The 17,248-nt window shown below is 61.9% G+C and carries 17 protein-coding genes, 1 tRNA gene and 1 pseudogene; 8 read left to right on the top strand and 11 right to left on the bottom strand.

Annotated features, from left to right (window positions below):
• Positions 1-36: 36 nt before the first annotated feature.
• Positions 37-279 (bottom strand): GlsB/YeaQ/YmgE family stress response membrane protein, encoded by a 243-nt coding sequence (locus tag PKE80_RS20835; protein WP_036529465.1) that lies wholly within the window; start codon positions 277-279, stop codon positions 37-39.
• Positions 280-999: 720 nt separating this feature from the next.
• Between PKE80_RS20835 and PKE80_RS20830 the strand changes: the two genes are divergently transcribed.
• Positions 1,000-2,958 carry a ribonucleoside-diphosphate reductase subunit alpha gene (locus PKE80_RS20830; RefSeq protein ID WP_271184193.1) on the top strand — a complete coding sequence of 653 codons (1,959 nt, stop codon included), beginning with the start codon at positions 1,000-1,002 and terminating at the stop codon, positions 2,956-2,958.
• 72 nt (positions 2,959-3,030) lie between these two features.
• Here PKE80_RS20830 and PKE80_RS20825 read toward each other — a convergent pair whose 3' ends face one another.
• The 7 genes from PKE80_RS20825 to PKE80_RS20795 all read right to left on the bottom strand — a co-directional run bounded on the left by PKE80_RS20825 (position 3,031) and on the right by PKE80_RS20795 (position 9,806).
• Positions 3,031-3,831 carry a glycosyltransferase family 61 protein gene (locus PKE80_RS20825; RefSeq protein ID WP_271184178.1) on the bottom strand — a complete coding sequence of 267 codons (801 nt, stop codon included), beginning with the start codon at positions 3,829-3,831 and terminating at the stop codon, positions 3,031-3,033.
• Positions 3,832-4,326: 495 nt separating this feature from the next.
• Complete coding sequence (locus tag PKE80_RS20820) at positions 4,327-5,037, bottom strand: hypothetical protein (RefSeq protein ID WP_271184177.1); 711 nt, start codon at positions 5,035-5,037, stop codon at positions 4,327-4,329.
• Positions 5,038-5,088: 51 nt separating this feature from the next.
• Positions 5,089-5,391 (bottom strand): hypothetical protein, encoded by a 303-nt coding sequence (locus tag PKE80_RS20815; protein ID WP_271184176.1) that lies wholly within the window; start codon positions 5,389-5,391, stop codon positions 5,089-5,091.
• A gap of 112 nt (positions 5,392-5,503) precedes the next feature.
• Positions 5,504-7,915 (bottom strand): outer membrane protein assembly factor BamB family protein, encoded by a 2,412-nt coding sequence (locus PKE80_RS20810; protein WP_271184175.1) that lies wholly within the window; start codon positions 7,913-7,915, stop codon positions 5,504-5,506.
• A gap of 238 nt (positions 7,916-8,153) precedes the next feature.
• Positions 8,154-8,381, bottom strand: a complete 228-nt coding sequence (locus PKE80_RS20805; protein WP_271184174.1) for a DUF2171 domain-containing protein — start codon at positions 8,379-8,381, stop codon at positions 8,154-8,156.
• A 104-nt stretch (positions 8,382-8,485) separates the two neighbouring features.
• The gene (locus tag PKE80_RS20800; protein WP_271184173.1) at positions 8,486-8,725 is read right to left on the bottom strand and encodes a DUF2171 domain-containing protein; all 240 of its coding nucleotides are present in this window, start codon (positions 8,723-8,725) and stop codon (positions 8,486-8,488) included.
• Between the two features lie 127 nt (positions 8,726-8,852).
• Positions 8,853-9,806 carry a complex I NDUFA9 subunit family protein gene (locus PKE80_RS20795; protein WP_271184172.1) on the bottom strand — a complete coding sequence of 318 codons (954 nt, stop codon included), beginning with the start codon at positions 9,804-9,806 and terminating at the stop codon, positions 8,853-8,855.
• 217 nt (positions 9,807-10,023) lie between these two features.
• On the opposite strand from PKE80_RS20795, the gene PKE80_RS20790 reads away from it, so the two are divergent.
• The 6 genes and pseudogenes from PKE80_RS20790 (at position 10,024) to PKE80_RS20765 (ending at position 13,481) form a co-directional block, all read left to right on the top strand.
• Positions 10,024-10,110, top strand: a tRNA-Leu gene (locus PKE80_RS20790).
• A gap of 179 nt (positions 10,111-10,289) precedes the next feature.
• Entirely contained in the window at positions 10,290-10,625 is a 336-nt protein-coding gene (locus PKE80_RS25270) for a DUF6538 domain-containing protein (protein WP_309299000.1), read from the top strand.
• Positions 10,606-11,131, top strand: a pseudogene (locus tag PKE80_RS20780) (tyrosine-type recombinase/integrase); the annotation flags it as partial. The gene PKE80_RS25270 and the pseudogene PKE80_RS20780, both read left to right, overlap by 20 nt.
• Before the next feature lie 137 nt (positions 11,132-11,268).
• Positions 11,269-11,517 (top strand): helix-turn-helix domain-containing protein, encoded by a 249-nt coding sequence (locus PKE80_RS20775; RefSeq protein ID WP_271184171.1) that lies wholly within the window; start codon positions 11,269-11,271, stop codon positions 11,515-11,517.
• 3 nt (positions 11,518-11,520) lie between these two features.
• On the top strand, positions 11,521-12,855 hold the full coding sequence (locus tag PKE80_RS20770) for a type II toxin-antitoxin system HipA family toxin (protein ID WP_271184170.1): 1,335 nt from the start codon (positions 11,521-11,523) through the stop codon (positions 12,853-12,855).
• Positions 12,856-12,983: 128 nt separating this feature from the next.
• Entirely contained in the window at positions 12,984-13,481 is a 498-nt protein-coding gene (locus PKE80_RS20765) for a hypothetical protein (protein WP_271184169.1), read from the top strand.
• A gap of 258 nt (positions 13,482-13,739) precedes the next feature.
• Here the strand turns inward: PKE80_RS20765 and PKE80_RS20760 are convergent, their stop codons facing one another.
• Together PKE80_RS20760 and PKE80_RS20755 are read right to left on the bottom strand one after the other, a co-directional pair.
• Positions 13,740-13,949, bottom strand: coding sequence for a hypothetical protein (locus tag PKE80_RS20760; protein ID WP_271184168.1), 210 nt, complete (start codon positions 13,947-13,949; stop codon positions 13,740-13,742).
• A gap of 153 nt (positions 13,950-14,102) precedes the next feature.
• Positions 14,103-15,332: a S41 family peptidase gene (locus PKE80_RS20755; protein ID WP_271184167.1), complete on the bottom strand. Its 1,230-nt coding sequence runs from the start codon at positions 15,330-15,332 to the stop codon at positions 14,103-14,105.
• Positions 15,333-15,624: 292 nt separating this feature from the next.
• Between PKE80_RS20755 and PKE80_RS20750 the strand changes: the two genes are divergently transcribed.
• The gene (locus tag PKE80_RS20750; protein ID WP_271184166.1) at positions 15,625-15,987 is read left to right on the top strand and encodes a PRC-barrel domain-containing protein; all 363 of its coding nucleotides are present in this window, start codon (positions 15,625-15,627) and stop codon (positions 15,985-15,987) included.
• A gap of 17 nt (positions 15,988-16,004) precedes the next feature.
• On the opposite strand, the gene PKE80_RS20745 is transcribed toward PKE80_RS20750, so the two are convergent.
• Positions 16,005-17,246, bottom strand: a complete 1,242-nt coding sequence (locus tag PKE80_RS20745) for an SEL1-like repeat protein (protein ID WP_271184165.1) — start codon at positions 17,244-17,246, stop codon at positions 16,005-16,007.
• Between the last annotated feature and the right edge of the window lie 2 nt (positions 17,247-17,248).

Genomic DNA, 17,248 nt, shown 5'->3' with positions numbered 1-17,248 from the left:
TTGCTTCGCTTCGCTCGCAATGACGGGATCGAGGGGTCACCCGATATGCAACACCCGACCGAGGAAGATCAGCACGATAGCGCCGATCACCGAGGCGAGGCATCCGGCGCGGCTGAAATCGCCGCGCCCGCGGCTGGTCACCAGCCCCGCCAGCAGCGAGCCGCCGACGCCCAGCAGGATCGTCGCGATCCAGCCCATGGGCACTGCACCTGGATAGAAGAACCGGGCCAGCGCGCCGATGACGAGGCCGCTGATGATGGCACCGATGATGTTCAGCATTTGCAAAATAACTCCCCTACGCGCCGCAGCGCCGTCGCATTCACGCTGATAAGCGGCGAGGCGGCCGGGGGTTGCAGGTCCTCGTCAAGGGACGCATGCATCTCGACGAACGCCGATGGGAATGCTGGGGAACGTCGCTGCGTCGGGTCTTGACCACCTCCGTTCGTCGCACGCCCGATTCGTCTCACCGGTGATTTATGTGGAAAAATTTAGAAGGCGAGGGCCGATTCAAAGGGTTGCGCTTCTGCAAGACAACGGAAATTCGGCGCGTCGCGGCAGTCAGGTGACGGCCCTGTGGCGAATGCATGGGCCAATGCCATATTCCGGCCCCCTCTTGAACCTCTCGCTGGAAAGGGCACTATAGGTTGTGTCGCACCGATCGAGGGGCCTCAATACCTAGGGATACAGCGCATAAGCCGAAAGGCCCGTGCGGAACCCGTCAGGAACCTTGGGACCAGACTTCTCGAACAGGCGCGCCGGTGGTCTGGCAGGGAATGTCGTTCTCTTTTTGTGCTGGTTCTGATAGATGGGGCGTTCTTGAGCGCCCTTCGACTCGGTGCCGGCCTGCTTGGCCGCCGAAAGCAGTTTGGATCGCCCTCGTGGCGGTTCGATGACAGGTTTTGACGATACATTGGGGGCGCACCAGTGGACTTCAGGAATGGAAGCGACGGACACGTGTCTGATTCGGATGTGAGCTACGCGGATCCCGCGCAAGTCGATATGGAGTCGCTCCTTGCCGGGCATGTCTCCGAAGCGGCGATGAAAAAGGAAGCCTCGGCCGTGGCCATGGACAAGACCGATACCTCGACCGCCGATCTGGTGGTCGAGGCGCCGAAGACGAAGAAGAAGGTCGTCGATTCCAAGACGATCCACGATCGCCGCTTCACTATCGTCACCGATGCGTCGCGTGATGCGCTCCTGACCGACTTCGGCAAGGAAACCCTCGACGACCGCTACCTGCTCCCCGGCGAGAAGTACCAGGATCTCTTCGCCCGCGTGGCCGACGCCTATGCGGACGACCAAGAGCACGCACAGCGCCTGTACGACTACATCTCGCGGCTGTGGTTCATGCCTGCCACCCCGGTCCTGTCGAACGGCGGCACCGGGCGCGGGTTGCCGATCTCCTGCTACCTCAACTCGGTCGAGGACAGCCTCGAAGGCATCGTCGCCACCTGGAACGAGAACGTTTGGCTCGCCTCGCGCGGCGGCGGCATCGGCACTTACTGGGGCAACGTGCGCGGCATCGGCGAGCCGGTCGGCCTCAACGGCAAGACCAGCGGCATCATCCCCTTCGTGCGCGTGATGGATTCGCTTACCCTCGCGATCAGCCAAGGTTCGCTGCGCCGCGGTTCGGCCGCCTGCTACCTCGACGTCTCGCACCCCGAGATCGAGGAGTTCCTGGAAATCCGCAAGACCTCGGGCGACTTCAACCGCAAGGCGCTCAACCTGCACCACGGCGTGCTGCTGACCGACGAGTTCATGGAAGCCGTGCGCGACGGCACCGACTTCGCCCTGCGCAGCCCCAAGGACGGCTCGGTGCGCGGCAAGGTCCATGCCCGCTCGCTGTTCCAGAAGCTGGTCGAAGTGCGCCTCGCCACCGGCGAGCCCTACCTCGTCTTCTCCGACACCGTGAACCGCATGATGCCCAAGCATCACCGCGATCTCGGCCTCAAGGTCTCGACTTCGAACCTGTGCTCGGAAATCACCCTCCCCACCGGCCGCGACCACCTTGGTAACGACCGTACGGCGGTGTGCTGCCTCTCCTCGCTCAACATCGAAACCTGGGAAGAGTGGAAGGGCGATCGTGCCTTCATCGAGGACGTGCTGCGCTTCCTCGACAATGTCCTGCAGGACTACATCGACCGCGCGCCGGACGAAATGGCCCGCGCCCGCTACTCGGCGGAGCGTGAGCGTTCGGTCGGCATGGGCGTGATGGGCTTCCACTCGTACCTGCAGAAGAAGGGCATCGGCTTCGAAAGCGCGATGGCCAAGGCGCTGAACCTGCAGATGTTCCAGCACATCAACGCCAAGGCCAACGAGGCCTCGATGATGCTCGCCAAGGAGCGCGGACCGTGCCTCGACGCCGCCGACCAAGGCGTGATGGAGCGTTTCAGCTGCAAGATGGCGATCGCGCCGACCGCGTCGATCTCGATCATCTGCGGCGGCACGTCGGCCTGCATTGAGCCGATCCCGGCGAACATCTACACCCACAAGACGCTCTCGGGCAGCTTCGTGGTGAAGAACCCCTACCTGCAGAAGCTGCTGGCCTCGAAGTCCAAGGATTCCAACAACGTGTGGAATTCGATCCTCGAGCAGAACGGGTCGGTCCAGCATCTCGACTTCCTCTCGGCCGAGGAAAAGGCGGTCTACAAGACCAGCTTCGAGATCGACCAGCGCTGGCTGCTCGAATTCGCGGCTGACCGTACGCCTTACATTGACCAAGCGCAGTCGCTGAACCTGTTCATCCCCGCCGACGTCGACAAGTGGGACCTGATGATGCTCCACTTCCAGGCATGGGAAAAGGGTATCAAGTCGCTCTACTACCTGCGCTCCAAGTCGGTGCAGCGTGCCGGTTTTGCAGGCGGCGTGGAAGCCGACAACACCAGCGAACTGCCCAAGTTCGAACTGGCGGCCAGCGGCGGCTCGACCGACTACGATGAATGTCTCGCCTGCCAGTAAGGCGCTGAAGTTTCACCGAGAGCGGCCTTCCGGGTAAACGGGAGGCCGCTCTCGTTTGAGCGGCGGGTGAGATCAAGACTTCACGAGATCGAGCGTCCTTTCAATATCGTCGATGTCGGCGGCAAAGATCTCGTCATTCCCTTCGCCGATGACGACCGCGAAGTCTTGCTCCTGCCTGTCCGTAAGCATCTTCATCACGGAAACCGCGCGCGTCGGCGGGAAGATGGCCAGCGCGCAGGCATTCGGCGGCATCACCGCGAAGCCGTGATTGAGATGGCTGCCCTCGACTCCTGCGACGACGCCGGCGTTCGCGCAGACGTGAGCGATCTCATCGACACTGGCGTGGCTGGGGTCGAGAATTTGGAAGCCGCGTGCCCGTCCGAGCCGCTCGGCGATCGCCCATTCGTTGCGCAACACCCGAGGATCGCCTGTGCTGCCCCTCAGGAGGAACACGCCCGGATGCGGTGGCATCGCATCACGGGCCAGACGATCCCGAATGGCATCCGCCCGTTGTCGCTTGTGTCGGTTGTTGGCGGCATCATCGAAGACGTGGAGTTCCCGGAACCACGCGCTGAACCCGCGCTCTGGCGCCATACCCAGCCGATCCTCGTAATCCTTCTTGTGGCCTGTCGGCATGCCGGTCGTGAACGGATGCCCGGTTTCTTGCGCCAGTCTGTAGGTTGGGCAGTCGTTCGCCAGCCAGAGCCCGAACCACCTGTTGCCCATCCAGCTTTCGTAGATCGAGGCGGTGTCGAACTCGCATGCAGGTGTCGCGGCAGGCTTCCAGATCGCGTGGGCGCGCAAGTGTCGCATCGCGCCCCCTGCATAGAGTGCGCCATCGGCGAGAAGCACGTCCTTGAGGCGATAGCCCATCGTCGCCCCCTGCATCGATGCGAAGTCTCCCCTGAAGTCCCGGACGACTTCGTCCAAGGTCCCGAATTCAGAGCCACGGATGCGGTCGAGCTGGCCCGGCAGGCATATCGCCGGCCGCACGCGGACCTCGGTCCCGGGTGCGATCTGCCAGGAATCGCTTGCGGCCGAAATCAGTTCGGCAACAGGGCGCCGCAAGAGCTTGCTGACGATGGAAGCGGTAGGCCGAAACGAAATACGTGGCGCTCGCGGTGGGACTGTCAAGCGCTGGGGGGATGTCCCGCCTTCTCGGGCGGCACCAGGCGATGCTTGCATACAAGTACTCCGGCTTCGAGCATGCTAATCAAGCACACCGAAGACGGTATAAGTATTCATAATAATGGGACCAGAATGTCTTTAGCACACGATCGACGGAAAGGGAAGAATTATTTCCACAATGTTTCTGAAGAGTGTTTGCGCCTCAATTCAACAACCGGATGATATGCTCGTGGCAAGGCGTCAATTGCCGGTATTCGCGAAAGACTGCATGCGAATGCGCGGGAATACCTCTTCAAGCGGCTTCATGTCCGGAGTTACGTAGACGTAGCCGCCCCTCTTCCGGAATAGCGGGCTGATGGTCTTGGTATAGAACGCGATTGGCACGTTTATGCATCCGAACGTGATGCGGTTGTCTTCGCTGGTAGGAGAAAGCATCCGTTCTCGACGCCTTTCCTTCGGCTTGCCCGGGCGAGGAATGGGGTGCAGCGCCACGGAGGTCGCATAGTCCACCCACAGCACCCTGGTGTTGGCTGCAGCCACGCCGAACTTTGCAAGGAAGCGCCCGGCAGGCGTGGTCTTTTCGGCAGGGCCGATCTCGGAGAGATTCTTGCTGCCGATGCCCGGGCTCGCATCATCCCCCGGCGCTATGCCTAAGAGGACCGGCACCTGACCCAGTTTTTCGCCCTTTGCATCGAACAACAGCAGCGCTGCGGCCTTCTTGTCGATGATGGCGTAGGGCAGGTCATTGTTATCCCCCGACGCGGCGATCCAGTCGGCGACGCGGGTTGCGTCTGGCGACTGGATCGCCGTGCTGTCCGGCGCGATTCTTTGCGGTTGCGATGTCTTCGGTCCTGCCGACCGGGCGTTTTTCGCCGCCCATGCAGGCGGGGAGCCTGTCAACGCCGCACCGATCATCAGAAGTCCGGCGAGCGCCCTGGAAACCGTGTTCATCGCTGTCAAAGTACTCGAATCAAGCCGGGACTATCGGAGTAGCCGTAAGGATCAGTTGCGGGCGCGCTTGCGCTGGGCTTCGGCCATTCGCTGTTCGACGCTGTCGACACGGCCGCCGAGCTGGTCGATGCGCTGGCTGTTCTGCTGGGCCTGGCCGGATGCGGCTTGGGCTTCGGAACGGGCGGCCTGTGCGGTCGCATCGGTCTGCTGCAAACGGCTGTCGAGGGCATCGACGCGCTGGTTCACGGCGGCGACCTGCTCACGCACGAAACCCTTGGTGGCGCAGCCGCCGAGGCCCATGGAACCGGCCAGAATGACCACGGCCGGAGCGATTTTCTTGAAGGTGGGCGACATTGTTCTTCTCCTAACGGTCAACAGACCGGAATCGTCCAAGCCCAGCGGTCGGGGTTCGACAATGCGATTCTGGCCGGTCGTGCTTCCGCTCCGATGAGCGGAAATCCGTAGTTCAGCGAACGCCCGAGACAGGAAAAGTTCCAAAAGGACCGTTGGAATTTTCGCCGACCAGCTTTCCATCGCGCACCGTGACGTCGTATTTCACGGTGATCGGCATAGGCATGGAGGCGCGTCCCTCGAACTTCGCGCGGCCGTCCCTTATACCCCCGGCGACCTCCACAGCGCCTTGTTCCGCAGAGATTTTTCCGGTCACCACATGGCCTTTGACGGTCAGGTCCATGACCGCCTTCTGGGGGCCGACGGGGGACTGGATGGTAATGTTCCAGTGGCCCGCGAAGTCCTGCGGCCTGGCATTGCTGGCCTTGGCGGCCTTTGCCTTGTCGAGCAGCGCCTTTTGCTCGGCCGGTGCTGCCTGGGCGCGGGCACGGAGGTAGAAGCGCAAGGTTTCTAGCTCGGCATCGGTGAACTGCGGGAAGGGCGGCATGCCGTTCAGCTTGAGCCCACCCTCCTTGACGATTGTGCGGAAGGTCGCTGCGTCGGTGATCGCCGGGGAATAGCGCAGGTCCGGTGCCGCGCCGCCGGCCACCGCGTTCCAGCCATGACACACGATGCAGGAGCGTGTGCCGAACAGCATCGCGCCGGCTTGCGCCCGGGCGAGGTCGGGCTTGAAGCCGGGGTCCGAGATCGGTTCCAGAGCGGGCATCGCGAACGGCGGGATAGTGTCCTTGCCGTCGAGCGCGAAAGTCAGCACACGGCGCGGCAGGCGGTAATCGGTGCGGTAGGCGGCATTGCCCAGCGTCTGCATGCCCGCTCCCTGTCCGCCGGCCCCGGTGAGCACGGTGACGTACTGTCGCCCGTTCACGCGGTAGGAGATCGGAGCGCCGACGATCGGGCTCTCGGTCTTGAAAGCCCAAAGTTCCTTGCCGGTGCCGGCATCCCGCGCGACGAACTTGCCGTCGATCTGACCTTGCCAGACGATCCCGCCGCCCGACGCCATGACACCGCCGGGCCAGGTGCCGGGAAGGTCGACGCGCCATGCCTCGGTCTGGGTGACCGGGTTCCATGCCTTGAGGTAACTCCTGTGGCCGCCGGGCAACTCGACTTCGGGGATGAGCGTGACGCCCATGCCTGCCGCAACCTCGCCGCCGCCCCTCTGGCCATCGCCGATGAGCGCGGGCAGGTCCATCACGGGCACATAGACCAGCCCGGTCTGCGGGCTGTAGGCCTGCGGCTGCCAGGAATGCGCGCCGGTCGGACCCGGCCACATCTCGAACAGGCCGGGCTTGCCATTGTAGCGAATGCCAGGGTTTTCGACCGGGCGGCCGGTCGTCGGATCGATGCGCTCGGCCCAGGTCACCTTGGCGATCTTCTGAGCCGAGATGAACTGTCCCGTCGCTCGGTCGAGGACATAGAAGAACCCGTTCTTGGGTGCCTGCATCAGCACCTTGCGGTTCTTACCATCGATCGTGAGCGTCGCCAGCGTCATGTCGGAGGTGGCGGTGCAGTCCCACTGCTCACCGGGACACAACTGGTAGTGCCATTTGTATTCCCCGGTATCGACGTTCACCGCCACTACCGAGGCGAGGAACAGGTTGTCGCCGCCGCCTGGGCTGCGCAGCTTTTGGTTGTAGGGAAAACCGTTGCCGACGCCGAGGTATACGAGGCGCAGCTCGGCATCATAGGCGAAGGCATTCCACGCCGTACCGCCGCCGCCACGCCGGGTGCCGTCGGGGTTCTTCCAGCCGCTTGGCCACGTCTTGCGCATGACCTCTTCAGCCTTGCGGTTTACCGGCGTTACCTCGTCGCCGGGCGTGGTGTAGAAGCGCCAGGCCAGCTTGCCGGTCCTGGCGTCGTAGGCGCTGACGAACCCCCGAGCCGGGCTGATGTCGCCGCCACCGAAGCCGGTGATGACTTTGCCTCCGAAGACGCGAGGTGGGCCGTTCGCGTTGCGCGGCGCATTGTCCGGAAATTCCAGGGTCTTCCAGGCTTCCTTGCCGGTCCGGGCGTCCAGAGAGACTACGTAGCCATCCGTGGTGACGAGGAAGACATGTCCGGCGTCATAAGCGATGCCCTTGCTGCCCCATGACATCTGCAGCGCTGTCTTCGCCCGTTCTCGGGTGCCGGCATCGTATTCCCACAACTGCCCGCCTGTCGCCGCGTCGAGCGCGCGGATGTGTGAGTGGCCAGTGGTGATGAAGACTTTGCCTTCGGCCATCAGCGGGGTGGTGGGCGTGTAGCCCGGCTCCAGATCGAAGTGCCACGCGAGCTTCAGCCTGGAGACGTTACCGGTGTCGATCTCGTCGAGCGGCGAGTAATGGGTCTCGGTGCCGGTCCGCCCCCAGCTCGGCCATTCGTCCGGATCGACGACGGTTTGTTCCTCGATCGGCTGGGCGGGGCGATGGCACGATGACAGCGCGATCGGCGCCAGCGCGGCGAGTGACAACCGGATAGCGATCTTGCCCAAGCCAGAGATCACGCCTTTTCCCCCTCGTGCGGTCTGTTCTTGGTGTGTCGAGTATCAACGGGGGCCGAAGTTGGGAATAGATGCTATTCACTATGTATCATAACGTGCAAGGCATCGCCGGGGGGATGCGCTGATGAGTCCCGGCCCCCCATGAAAACCCCGGCCTTCCCTGAGGAGGACCGGGGTTACGCAAGGCAGCGCGCGAGGGGGGACGCGCTGCCAGCTCGGTGGTTCTGGATCAGTTGGCGCCGACGCCCATCGGGATCGGCGTACCCTGCTTCAGGTACACGCGGTTATCTTCGATCTTTTCGACGTTTTCGAACGCGATGTAGTGATGGGCTCCGTCGGAACTGTCCGAGCGGGTCAGCTTGATCTGGTCGTCCTTTACCTCGTCTACCGTGCCGACGTGCTGTCCTGTGCTGGTCGTCACTTCCATGTGCTCACGCACGCGCAGCTTCTCGAACATTGTATCTCTCCATCATCTCGGGGCTTGTGATGATGAAACGGCGAACCCTCGAAGGACGTTCCGGCGTTCGTCTCGGGCTGTAAACGGCTCGTCAGTTCGTGGGTTCAGGGTGTGGCGCCCAGCCCGAACGTCGCGTCACCACGGTCGGAAAGAAGCACTGCATCGGCACTCACACCATCGACCTGGGTGATCGCGACGAACTCGTGCGAACCGCCTTCCAGCATAAGTTCCTCGCCTTCCAGCGCGGCAACGGTACCGACGAAGCTGCCGTCGGCGGCGATCACCTTCATTCCCTTGCGGATGGTTCCCTGCTGCGTCGTCCAGGCAATGTCTGGGGTGGTCATGGGGCCTGCTCCTCTCGCTGTGGGGCTGTGCCCCGGACGTGGAGAAACAAACCCCCGCCCGCCGGACGGTTCCGGCAGGCGGGGACGGGATTTCGTTTCCAGTCGGACCGGTTCAGGTCCGTGACGTTCAGGCGCTGGCAGTCTTGGTGCCGAAGCGACCGTGCTTGCGGAAGCGCACCATCCAGCGGTCGAGGAACAGGCCGAGCGGGCGCGGCGTCACGCCAAGCTCTGCGAGGCCCGCAGCCGAATCGCTCGCCACGCTGCCGGCTTGCAGCAGCTTGAGCTGGTCGCTGGAGATCGGAGCGCCGGGCAGCCAGCCGGTCGTCGCGGCGATGAGGCCGGAAACCGCATCCGGCAGTTCGACGAAAGTCCGCGAGCGGCCCTGTGCCTTGGCAATACGCTGGTTGAGATCGAGCATGGTGATGACTTCCGGTCCGGCGAGTTCGAAGGTCTTGCCCTGTGCGGCGACGTTGCCAAGCGCATTGGCGATGGCCACGGCCACGTCGTCGACGAACACCGGCTGCAGCCTTGCCTGCGGCGCGAAGACCGGCAACGCGGGCAGGCGCGAGATCAACTCGCCGAACATGTTCACAAAGTTGTCGTCCGAGCCGAACATCAGCGAGGGACGCACGATGGTGGCGCTAGGGAAGGCGGCCAACACGGCGGTTTCGCCTTCGGCCTTGGTGCGGGCGTAGGCGACCGCCGAACCTGCATCGGCACCGATCGCCGAGACGTGTACGAAGGCGGTGGCGCCCGCAGCCTTGGCCGCCGCCGCGATTTCGCCTGCACCCTTGCCCTGTAGAGCATCGAGATTGCCTGCAAACGCGCCGATGAGGTTTATCACGGCGTCCGACCCGGCCAACACGGGGGCGAGCGTTTCGGCCTTGGTGACGTCGACACCCGCGAACTGGACTTGACCCAGATTGCCCAGGGGCTTGATAGCGAAGGCTTTCTTGGGATGGCGGCTGGCGATGCGCAGGCGGGCACCGCGTGCAAGCAATTCCTGCGCGAGATGGCGGCCGACGAAGCCGCTACCGCCCAGGATGGTGACGATCTTGCCGGAGAGGGTGTCGGTAGTCATGGTCTGGATCGGTCCTTCAGGTCGCGCTGCGCTCGACGTGTCCCGCGCTGCCGCACGGGCGTCCTAGCCCCTGCCACAAGCCTGTGAACGGGGCAACCGGACAACGAAATGCACGAAATGAAAAATGTTGCGTTGGATGGTGTTGACAAGACTTCGGCTGCCCCTTAGAGGCGCCCTCCTACCCAGCGGGGACGGCGCTTCGCCCCCTCGCTAAAGTGCCCAGATGGCGGAATTGGTAGACGCACCAGCTTCAGGTGCTGGCGCTCGCAAGGGCGTGGAGGTTCGAGTCCTCTTCTGGGCACCAGCACTTCTCAAGTGCTTGAGAACGTTGGGGGATCATCGAAAGATGGTCCCCCAAGTTCGTTTCGCTACGATAAACTGCTACGGTTTGGTGTCGATAGTCCGCAGCGAAAGTCCCGGAAATCTGCGGGAAAGGGTCCGCGCGGCTGTTACGGTTTCAGTCCCGGTTTGCTGCCAAAAGGTATGCGCCTTCGTAGCGGGCGGTTCTATGTCCGCCGTCACGTGCCATGCGATCTTCAAGAGCCTCTCAGCCGGGTGGAACTTTGGCGTTCGTTGAAGACGGACAGCCTCCAGACGGCACTGCGGAGAATGCCCATCGTCATGGCTGGGATTGAGGCTGAGTTTGACCGTATTCGAGCAGGAATCGGCGCGACTGCGGATGACGCGATTTCGCGATTGCCGACCGTAGCTCAGCCCATCGTAGAGAAAGTGCGGGTGTCGGCGGAATGCCCGGCCTCTGTTCCATCCAATGGCCTGACGCTGGCGGAAGCCTATCAGCCTCTTCGTGCGTCCCGGTGAACTTCGGCAGGCCGAGTGGGCGGAGTTCGACTTCGATCGCAGCGTCTGGAAACATTCCCGCCGAGAAGATGAAGATGCGTCGGCCGCATCGCGTGCCTCTTTCGGCCCAGGTAGCAGGGCTGTTCGAGGAACTGTGGGCCCTGACAGGCCATGGCCGCTATTGCTTTCCTTCGTTTCGGACCGGTCAGCGTCCGATGTCTGAAAACACCGTCAATGCGGCACTCAGGGCCCTTGGCTTTGGCCAGGAGGAAATGACGGCGCATGGCTTCCGGGCGATGGCCGCGACCCTTCTCAATGAGACCGGGCAGTTCAATCCCGATGCGATCGAGCGTCAGCTGGCCCACATGGAAAACAATGGGGTGCGCCGTGCCTACACGCGCGGCGAATACTGGAGCGAGCGGGTCGCCTTGATGCAGTTCTGGTCGGATGAACTAGAGCGCCTTCGCGATGGAGCCAAGGTTCTCAAGCCGAACTTTGCAACGCGGAAGCGCCCAGATGCGGCCTGACATGACTGAGATTTGGCAGAAATTATAACTTAAGGGTTATATCTCGGATTTAATCCCTATAGGGTATATCTCTTGAAAATACCTTGTGGGGTATATATTACGAATATACCTCGTAGGTTATAGACGGAGCAGCTCTCATGGAACAAGTGGTACGGCTTGCCAGCCAACTAGGCGCTTTGCTCCAGACGGAGCGACGGCGTCGATCCATGAGCCAGGCCGACCTTGCTGGCAAAGTAGGGACGCATCAAAAGACGATCTCTGCCGTCGAGAACGGAAGTGAGGGAGTGAAGCTCGAGACACTTCTAGGGATTATCGCTGCGTTGGATCTGGATATGCAGATCGTACCGCGCCGTAAGGTTGGCAAATCGATCGAGGATGTCTTCTAGGCTATGGCGCGCAAGAAAAGCCATGCTCCTCTAGATGTCCTGATTAACGGGCGTCTTGTCGGCCGTCTTGAAAAGGCCGCCAATGGTGCGACCTCCTTTCAGTACGCAGCAAAATGGCTGCAATGGGAGCACCGGTTCGCGGTATCGATGTCCCTGCCGTTGCGCCTGGATGCATACCGCGGCGCAGAGGTCGCCGCCGTCTTCGATAATCTCCTGCCGGATCGCGATGCCGTCCGAAGGCGTGTTGCAGAGCGGATGGGGGCGCAAGGTACAGACTATTACAGCTTGCTGGAGGCAATTGGACGCGATTGCGTCGGCGCGATGCAGTTCATTCCCGAGGGAGCGGATCTGGATACGGCTGTAGCAATTGAAGCCCAGGACATCAGCGATGCGGAGATAGAGGCCATGCTGGCGGACCTTGCCAGCGCTCCTCTGGGCGTCGACCGTGAACAGGAATTCCGGATATCGGTGGCAGGCGCGCAGGAGAAGACCGCGCTGCTGCTGAAGGACGGGCGCTGGTGTCGACCGCTAGGCACCACTCCGACCACGCATATTCTCAAACCGCAGCTCGGCCAGATTCCGACGTCCGAGGGCATGATCGACATGTCGGACAGCGTCGACAACGAGCACTATTGTCTAAAGCTGATGGAAGCCTTCGGGCTGAAAGTGGCGTCGACCGAGATAATGACATTCGGGCAACGGCGCGTCCTCGTCGTTGAACGGTTTGATCGGCGCTGGCGCGATGGTAGCCGCATTCTGCGCCTTCCTCAGGAAGATTGCTGTCAGGCACTCGGAATTCCACCAACGCGCAAATACCAGAGCGATGGTGGGCCAGGCATGCGGCATATCCTGGAACTGCTCCGGGGGACTAATGATCCGCAAAGCGACCAAGCCGCCTTCTTCAAGAGTCAGATACTGTTCTGGCTCATGGGCGCGACGGATGGGCACGCAAAGAATTTCAGTATTTTCCTCGAGCCGGGAGGCGGGTTCCGATCGACGCCGTTATATGACGTCCTGTCGGCCCAGCCCGCGTTCGACATGGGCCAGATCGCCCAAAATCAGTTCCGTATCGCGATGTCGGCCGGAAAGAGCCGCCATTACGGGATGCCGGAGATCATGGGGCGGCATTTCGTGCAGAGTGGCAAGGCTGCAGGGCTCAGCGCGAAACTGATGTCCGACGCAATCGCGGAGCTTCTGGATACGGCGGATAGCGCCCCGGGAAAGGCATTGTCGGTCATGCCCGACGACTTTGCGGCAGGGGTGCACGAAAGCATCTCAGCTGCTTTGAAAGCGCGATTGCCGCGATTGGCCGGTTCCATGGCAGATCTTGGTGAATGATAACGGTATGCGGTGAGCTGCTTGGGCAACCTGTCAGTTGGCTTGGGGCATCCTGAGCCGATATGCCGACGCATTCGTCGAACTCGGCGGCGTCGGACCACGATCCAACTCGAAAGCATAGGTATCATATGGCGTTCTTCGACACTGGCGGTCCCGATGGACTGCTTCCTGTTGCTGATATCGAGCGAATGGAGCGTGGGTGGGTCTCGGGATCCTCAGGTGAGCATCATTCGGCTGTGGTGACCATGGAGAGCGGGAGGACGATCGAGGTCGAAGAGGCGGTGATCGATCAGATTCTCAAGGTTCAGTCACAACTTATCCCTGTTGCTGAGGGCCACACACTCGTGACCTTCTGCTACTTTCCCGGAACATCCGACCCTGGTCCCTGGATGGAGCAGCGCAATATCGTTGCGTGGCGAACTTCGGTTCATGGCGCTCTGGAGCCAGTTGTCCTAGACGAACACTTTGCCTTCATGGAAGCAGATCACGCTGTCCTGTTCCTGGACGGGAAAGTCGAAGCCCGCGATCGTCCCTACGATTCCATAGATCACTGGATGAAGGAGATGAAGGACCCAGTGGATGCTGCAACCGCGCTGGCAGCGAGGAAAGGTAGCACGATCCAGTAAGAGGGCTGTTCTGGGGCAAAGGTGTTCATCCCGTTGATGTACAGGCCAGGTGAGGCTTACCAGTTCGACTGGAGCCACGAGGACGTCGAGATCGCGGGCAAGCCGATGCGAGTGAAGGTCGCGCACAGCGCGGGTGACCGCTATTGGCATGATGCGGTGCAGCAAAATCGTGTACGCCGCACATGCGACCCAAAGGGCTTTACAGCCCTTGCAATCAGCTGGCCCGGCACTTGCAAGAGGTCCGGGCCTCATTGCGGTTCACGATAATGCCCATATTCCAAGGGCGATCACCGCCCAAAGCCCGGCATTGATGCCGACGATCCAAAACAACCCGTTCACTTTTTTGGGTGTTTGTGGGGGCGCGTAATAGGTGATTTCAAAAGCGTGAGGCATAACCGACTCCTCGCGTCTCAATTGAGCGAGGATGGCATCGCGGCGCGCCAATCCAAGATGGAGATAGGTTCGCACCTGTTCGTTCTTACAGCCGATCCGGCGGCATTGCCCCGCTTTGACAAGGTCGGAGGCGTCGCCACCATCCCTGCATGTGCCGGTGTGGACGGCCTCTCATCGCCACGGATTAATGGCGCTCCCGTGTCATGGTCAGATGAGAGGAGAATAATTTCAATTGCGGCTGATAGCCGTTTTAACCTCCGCTATGCCGGCAGCGAGAATGTCACTGCCGTGCGCAACTTCCACGTCCGGGACGAAGTGCCAACGTGGGCGATCCTTCGTGTCATAAACGGGTTCCCCCGAATATTGTGCCTGTATGCCGGTCCGATCCAGTCTGATCGGAAAGACGGCTGCTCCCAATCCCATCATTTTCGTGCCAACGACCGTCGCGCGGCCTATGTCGCGCATACCCATTGGGAAACCCTCGGCCATGCTTCCGCTCCAATGACTCGTCAGCACGACAACAGGCTTTCTGTAGGTAAAGGGGCCCTTCGGATCGACATATTCGGTCCACGGTGCGCTCAATCCTGCCCCTGCCCGCCTACGCATGATGGCGTAAGCTGTCCGTTCTCGAATGAATCGCCCCATGATCGGCCTGGCAACGGCCGTGTCGCCACCCCCGTTTTCGCGAACATCAATAATCAGGCCCGGAGCATCCTGTAGACTTTCCAATGCCTTGTCGAAAGCATCAACTGTCGCGGTGTCGGAAAAGCTCCTGATAACGATATAGCCGATGCCGTCTGGAAGCATCCCGCTTTCAACGTCAGGCAAATCGGGCCACTTCTTGATGGGAAGCGGGACTGTTCGGGAGGCGCCGTCTTTCGAACTCACCGACAACAGGCGGGCCTTCCCCCGATACCCCGCAACCGCGACGTTGATGGTGTAGGCATCGGCGGCCGGGTCGGGCTTTCGGAGGCATTTCGGCATCAAATCTTGGATGACCGTTTCAATCGGTCGCCCGTCGATCGCGATAATTCGATCACCAATCTTTAATCCGGCATCGGCCGCCGCCGAGCCGCTTTCAATGGCAGCTATACGAACCATGCCGCCAGTTCGCTCGGCAAGGAGATCGAACAGCGGCCATCGTGGTGCTCCGTCAGGCGGATGAGAGAGATGAGTGTGCGCGTCATACAATTCCGCGAGGACACGCCGGACGACATTAGTGAAAGCGGCATCGTCTTCCGCAGCCAAGGCCATCGGCCGGTAGAATGAGCGCACCTGATCCCAGTCAGTCTGCTTGTCGGCCAGAAAACAGTAACGCTCCCCCAGCGTCCGCCACAATTCATCGAAGTCCTCGACAAACGTGACATCGTGCAGTGGTTCGGCCGCCCACGCAGGAGCGGCAGCGAGGGCGATGCCGCCCCCCCAAAAGGCTCGGCGGGTCAGGAAAGGTTGTGTCACAGCGGTTGAGTAACATTCATTCCCGTCCACCGAACAGGGAAATTCTCGACGCGAAAGGGAAACCTTTTGCCACTAACGAACGGCCGGTTCCGGGAACGCCGCGACATCTCGTGAATGGCAGGGGCTGGGGCGCTAACGTACAGTCAGCTTCCCAGCATCACGCGTCCATCTGCAGCACGGCGGAACGGAGAGTGGCTTCGGGTGTTTGCCCTAGGCCGTCCTTGTTCGCGGGAAGATAGCCGACGGACAACGATCCGAACGCCAGCGTATGGCTGGTTACGAGGAGCTTTCCATGACAGAAGTATCGCCAGCAGCGCCGACCCTCGTCGAGGCGGAAACTTCGGGATTGAAGGTGCGATCACGCGATGGTGACACCCTCGGTCACGTCAAGGCGCTGATGGTGGACAAGCGTTCAGGGCAAGCGACGTTTGCGGTCCTGAGCCTGGGGGGCTTCCTGGGGTTCAACAAGAGCTTCTATCCCGTGCCCTTCGGCGTGCTGGGCTATGATCCGGCCGGGGACGACTACATCGTCACGATCGACCGCCGAGTGCTCGAAGGCGGCCCGAGCTGGGCAAGCAATGCGCCCGATTTCAACCAGGCCTACGCCGACCGCGTGTCGAGCTATTACGGCACGGTGCCGACTCAGATCGCTTGAGCACGGGCAGTGGGCGTTCAAGTCGGGTCGTCGAGTGCCGCCAGAAACATGACCTTGAGCTTCCGGCGTGTGGCCATGGCGCTGTCGTAGTCGGCACGCGGCCGCGCCATGTCCTTGCACGACGCAAACGTACCTTGGGCGCGGACCAGGGCATCGCAGGACTTTGTCCAGGGCGCGTGCTGTCCGATACCGGTCTTGTACAGCGCTAGCGCCTCGTCGCAGACCGTCCTGGCATCATCGGTGCACGCTTGGGACAGCGCCACATAGGCGAGCAAGTCCGCCTTGGGGTATCGGCTGGGCTTGGCATCGCGCACGGCGAAAACGGTCTTGGCGAAGAAGTGGCACCCCTCGGGGTCGATCATCTCCGCATCATTGTGCAGGAAGCAAGCGCGTGCCAGCTTGGACCAGGCTTGGTCGAGATTGCGGCTGACGCCGGTAGCGGTCAGATTCATCCATCCCAGATACTTGCAGGCGTAGGGCCCGCGTCCCGGGTCACTGCCGTCGCACACGCGCGCGAACCGCGCTTGGGCCTTGGCATAATCGCGCAACTGGCGGTTCTGCAGGTAGAGCTTGCCCGCCTCGTAGCAGCCAAGATCGTCGAGGTGAGCGTCGCAGGACATGTCGTAGTGCCCCAGCGCGCCTCGCAGATCGCCGCCGCGGGCCGCACCGACGCCGCGGCTCCAGCAGGTATCGACGTTGAAATCCGCCTTGCAGGGCGGGGACTGGTCAGCGGGTGCGGGATACTGGATTTCGTAATTCGGAAACGATTCTCCATCGGAAGATCGCTCCCGCCCGATCTCGCGCATGCCAGCAAGCAGGCGGTCGTGGACCCGCCTGATGCTGTCCGGGCGGCAACTCAGCGCGGCGAGAGTCTTGCCCGCCCGGCTGACCGTCAGCAGCCCGAAACGCTGAAGAGCGGTCGGGTCCGGCGCCGCTCCGTTCCTGAAACCTGCCGCCACGCGATAGGCAGTATCGCCGTTGGTGAAGGTCACGATCTCGTCGATCGTGTCGCCCGGGCCGTTCTTTCGGCGATAGTCCAGGTCCGCCAGGGGGCTGCTCAGCATCAGCTCCGGCTTTTGCAGGGACGAACCGTAGCGATAGGTGGCACGCGTGCCGGTGATCGAGACCGACACCTCGCGATCCTGACCCTGGATACGGCAGGTCAGCACGGCCTCGTCCCGAGGCGCATCCGCAGCCATCGCTGCGGTCATCCAGGCAGCGGCCAGCAGCGAGACGAGGGCGGCAGTGATTTGGCGCATCG

The sequence above is a fragment of the Novosphingobium resinovorum genome (genome assembly GCF_027922145.1).
GTDB lineage: Bacteria > Pseudomonadota > Alphaproteobacteria > Sphingomonadales > Sphingomonadaceae > Novosphingobium > Novosphingobium resinovorum.
This window is presented reverse-complemented; position numbering and strand designations above follow the sequence as displayed.